This is a genomic window from Enterococcus sp. HMSC072F02, from assembly GCF_001837725.1.
In the GTDB taxonomy this organism is placed as follows: Bacteria; Bacillota; Bacilli; order Lactobacillales; family Enterococcaceae; genus Enterococcus_B; species Enterococcus_B lactis.
The window spans coordinates 1-3615 of record NZ_KV833961.1; the positions used below are offsets into that span (position 1 = coordinate 1).

At 37.4% G+C, this 3615-nt stretch carries 4 protein-coding genes and 1 other annotated feature; of the genes, 3 read left to right on the top strand and 1 reads right to left on the bottom strand.

The annotated features are described in order from the left end of the window. Positions 1 to 492 precede the first annotated feature (492 nt). Positions 493 to 978 (bottom strand): prolyl-tRNA synthetase associated domain-containing protein, encoded by a 486-nt coding sequence (locus tag HMPREF2731_RS08130; protein ID WP_002293342.1) that lies wholly within the window; start codon positions 976 to 978, stop codon positions 493 to 495. An 88-nt stretch (positions 979 to 1066) separates the two neighbouring features. Continuing rightward, positions 1067 to 1412 (top strand) — a binding site (T-box leader). Between the two features lie 44 nt (positions 1413 to 1456). Between HMPREF2731_RS08130 and HMPREF2731_RS08135 the strand changes: the two genes are divergently transcribed. Genes HMPREF2731_RS08135 through HMPREF2731_RS08145 form a run of 3 tightly spaced genes read left to right on the top strand, consistent with a single transcriptional unit; the run spans position 1457 to position 3585 of the window. Continuing rightward, positions 1457 to 2098: an amino acid ABC transporter permease gene (locus tag HMPREF2731_RS08135; protein WP_002293344.1), complete on the top strand. Its 642-nt coding sequence runs from the start codon at positions 1457 to 1459 to the stop codon at positions 2096 to 2098. 18 nt (positions 2099 to 2116) lie between these two features. Beyond that, on the top strand, positions 2117 to 2752 hold the full coding sequence (locus HMPREF2731_RS08140) for an amino acid ABC transporter ATP-binding protein (RefSeq protein WP_002293345.1): 636 nt from the start codon (positions 2117 to 2119) through the stop codon (positions 2750 to 2752). Positions 2753 to 2769: 17 nt separating this feature from the next. Then, positions 2770 to 3585 (top strand): amino acid ABC transporter substrate-binding protein, encoded by an 816-nt coding sequence (locus HMPREF2731_RS08145; protein WP_002328943.1) that lies wholly within the window; start codon positions 2770 to 2772, stop codon positions 3583 to 3585. Positions 3586 to 3615 lie beyond the last annotated feature (30 nt).

The following is a 3615-nucleotide window of genomic DNA, read 5'->3' on the forward strand; positions in this document are numbered from 1 at the left end:
ACGTTTTGAAGGAACTTTGAGATATTCTTTAGAATATTAAAATTAACTAGCACCACGGGTAGATAGAATAATTTTTGTTATTCAGAATATAATATTTTTTGTTAAATATGACTGAAAGCAAAAGAATAAAATTCCGCTTTATAATTGAAAAGAGCGTGGGACAAAAGCAAAGAACACTTTTGTCTCACGCTCTAAACACGTATAAACGGCGGAAGCAGAAGCAACTCCTTCGGAAATAAGCTGAAATTCACAAAAATTTGAAAAGCAATTTTCGTGAATTTCTTCTTATTTCTTGGAGTTAAACGCTTCTGTCCCGGCCTCTTTTCGTAGAATCAATAAATATGGATTTGGCTAACTATGGAAGAATACTCTAGTTTTCAGTGTCCATACTAGTTGTTACATTGTTTGATTGGCTAAAAGAATTTCTGATATATTTTGTACTAAATAAAGAAAAAGACGCTTGGATTGGGAAATAAGAAAACTACTCTATCATTACAAATTTTCATAAACTGGCAGATGTTCTAAGTAAACAAGTATCTTTTCAAAGTCGGAAAAATCCATGATCAACGTAGTGGTATTGATATTTGGATGAAAGCCTACGGTATCTTGACGATCAATAGCAGCATCGATCACGACTTGGATTTTTTTCTCTTTGTCGTGCATCAATGCTAATGGAGTCACTGTACCTGCTGGAACACCTAGAAGGTCAGGAAGCTGTTCTTCAGAAACAAAAGATAAGCGCTTTTCTTTTAATTGTTCAGCTAGTTGTTTTAAATCGGCATGCTTTTCATCAGGCAAGATGACAAGATAGATTTTTTTTCCTTTTCTTGATTTCAATAATAGATTTTTTACTTGCGGACCAGGTAGGGAAAAAGGGACATTTTTGACTGACGTAATCGCAGGATGATCGACTTTTTGAAAAGAGATATCCAGTTTTTTTAGTAGTTCATAAGCTTCTTGTTCGGTTGCACGACTCATTGCGCATCATCCTCCTTTTTTATTAGTGTATCATAAAAAAGAGTTGACAAATGAAAAATAATCATGTAAATTACACGTAAAGTTAAAATAAATGACATCGAAAAGAAGAGTAGCAGTTAGGTGTTTTTAGAGAGTCTCTGGTTGGTGGAAAGAGGCAGCAGTTAACCGTGAAACACATCTTGGAGTCGATTTTCTGAAGCGTATAGTAGGAAAATCCGGGGAGCCCGTTACAGCTGCGGTCGTTGCTAGATGACCAGATAAGGCTGGCTTTTCCGTGAGGAGCCGGTAAAAAAAGGTGGAACCACGTGATTAACGTCCTTTGATCTTCGGATCAAAGGACTTTTTGTTTTCATCTGATTTGCAACGACTGTGTGAGGTTTTTTCTGCAAGGAAAAAATAAACAGAGGTGGAACCACGTATAATACGTCCTCTTGGCATTTGCCAAGAGGATTTTTTTATTTTAAAGGAGGAAAAGAAGATGGAGTATTTAATTGAAGTTATGCCGCAATTATTAGTAGGAGCACTCACAACATTGAAATTATTTTTATTTACCTTGATTGGCTCGCTGCCATTAGGGATTATTTTAGCACTAGGATTGTCCTTGCATTTTAAGCCACTACGCTACTTTCTTCAAACATATGTATGGATCATGCGGGGAACGCCGCTATTGTTACAGCTGATTTTTGTTTTTTATGGTTTGCCGACGATTGGGATCGTTTTTGATCGATTCGAAGCAGCGCTCATTGCTTTTATCTTGAACTATGCCGCTTATTTTGCAGAGATCTTCCGTGGAGGGATACAATCGATTCCTCAAGGTCAATATGAAGCAGCGCAAGTTTTGCAATTAAGTCCCTTTCAAACGGTGACGAAAATCGTCATCCCGCAAGTAACAAAGATTGTTTTACCTTCTGTAGGTAATGAAGTTATCAACTTGGTCAAAGATTCTTCCTTGATCTATATATTAGGTTTAGGTGACGTAATGCGTGCCGGGAAAATCGCGATGGAACGCGACGCGACTTTACTGCCTTTGCTAGGCGTGGCAATCATCTATCTTACATTGACTGGTATTCTAACAATCGTAATGAAACAAGTTGAAGGAAAATTAAATTATTACCGCTAACTGATAGGAGGAAGAAATATGATTGAATTGAAGAAAGTGAACAAAGCATTTGGTGAAAAAGAAATAATCAAAGATTTGGATCTAATCATTCCAGATGGGAAAACATTAGCTATCGTAGGTCCTTCCGGTGGCGGTAAAACCACACTTTTACGTATCTTGGCTGGCTTAGAAAGCTCTGACAGCGGAGAATTTTATTTAGACGGTGTACCGTTCAATCCATTCGAACTTAAAATGAAAGAACAAGTTGTAGGAGTCGTATTCCAAGACTTCCAGCTATTTCCACATCTGAATATTTTTGAAAACATTACCTTAGCACCGAAAATGGTATTGAAACAGACAAAAGAAGAATACACCAAAAAAGCAGAAGAATTAGCGGCTTCATTAGGGATTAGCGATTTATTGAATAACTATCCTTATCAGCTTTCTGGCGGACAAAAACAACGGGTAGCGATTGCCAGAGCATTGGCCATGAATCCGAGGGTATTGGCTTATGATGAACCAACGAGTGCTTTAGATCCTGAGTTGCGTCAGCAAGTCGAGCGTTTGATCCTATCATTGAAAGAAGACGGGGTAACCCAAATCATTGTCACACATGATCTCGTATTTGCAGAAAATGTCGGTGATCAACTATTAAAAGTTTCCCCAATTCGTTAAGAAAGGAGAAGATAGAGATGAAAAAAATCAGTTTTCTATTCGCTTTGCTCGTAGGTCTTCTTCTTTTTGCAGGCTGTTCGAATAAAAAGGCTTCAGCAGATAATTGGGCGGCTATCAACGAAGAGAAAAAAATCGTTATAGGTTTGGACGATACATTTGTTCCTATGGGATTTAGAGATAAAGACGGGAAGCTTACAGGATTCGATATTGATTTAGCCAAAGCAGTCTTTGAACAATATGGGATTACGGTAGACTTTCAGCCTATTGACTGGTCAATGAAGGAATTTGAATTGAACAATGGAACGATCGACTTGATCTGGAATGGCTATTCCAAGACACCGGCAAGAGAAAAGAAAGTGCAGTTTACAAAACCTTATATGGAAAATGATCAAGTACTGATCACACCTAAAGAATCAGGAATCACAAGCTTTGAGCAAATGAAAAATAAGAGATTAGGTGCGCAAAATGGGTCATCTGGTTATGATGTATTTACAAAACAACCAGAAGTGTTAAAAGAGATAGTCAAAAACCAAGATGCTGTTTTGTACGATAGTTTTAATGAAGCACTGATTGATCTGAAAAGCGGACGGATCGATGGTTTGCTGATGGATAAAGTATATGCGGACTATTATTTGAAACAAAGAAACGAGCTAGAAGACTTCAACATGACAAAAGGTTCTTACGAAAGTGAGGATTTTGCGGTTGGCGTGCGTAAGTCAGATGATACGTTAGTGAAGAAGATAAATGAAGCATTTGATCGATTAGAAAAAACAGGGGAATTCCAAAAAATCTCCAATAAATGGTTTGGTGAAGATGTCACGCCGAGAAATTAACAAAAACATACTAAGATTAGAGGGGAACAT

Bases quoted from the DNA above. Each gene is read 5' to 3' on its own strand.
- HMPREF2731_RS08130 (WP_002293342.1), bottom strand. From the start codon at position 978: ATGAGTCGTGCAACCGAACAAGAAGCTTATGAACTACTAAAAAAACTG.
- HMPREF2731_RS08135 (WP_002293344.1), top strand. From the start codon at position 1,457: ATGGAGTATTTAATTGAAGTTATGCCGCAATTATTAGTAGGAGCACTC.
- HMPREF2731_RS08140 (WP_002293345.1), top strand. From the start codon at position 2,117: ATGATTGAATTGAAGAAAGTGAACAAAGCATTTGGTGAAAAAGAAATA.
- HMPREF2731_RS08145 (WP_002328943.1), top strand. From the start codon at position 2,770: ATGAAAAAAATCAGTTTTCTATTCGCTTTGCTCGTAGGTCTTCTTCTT.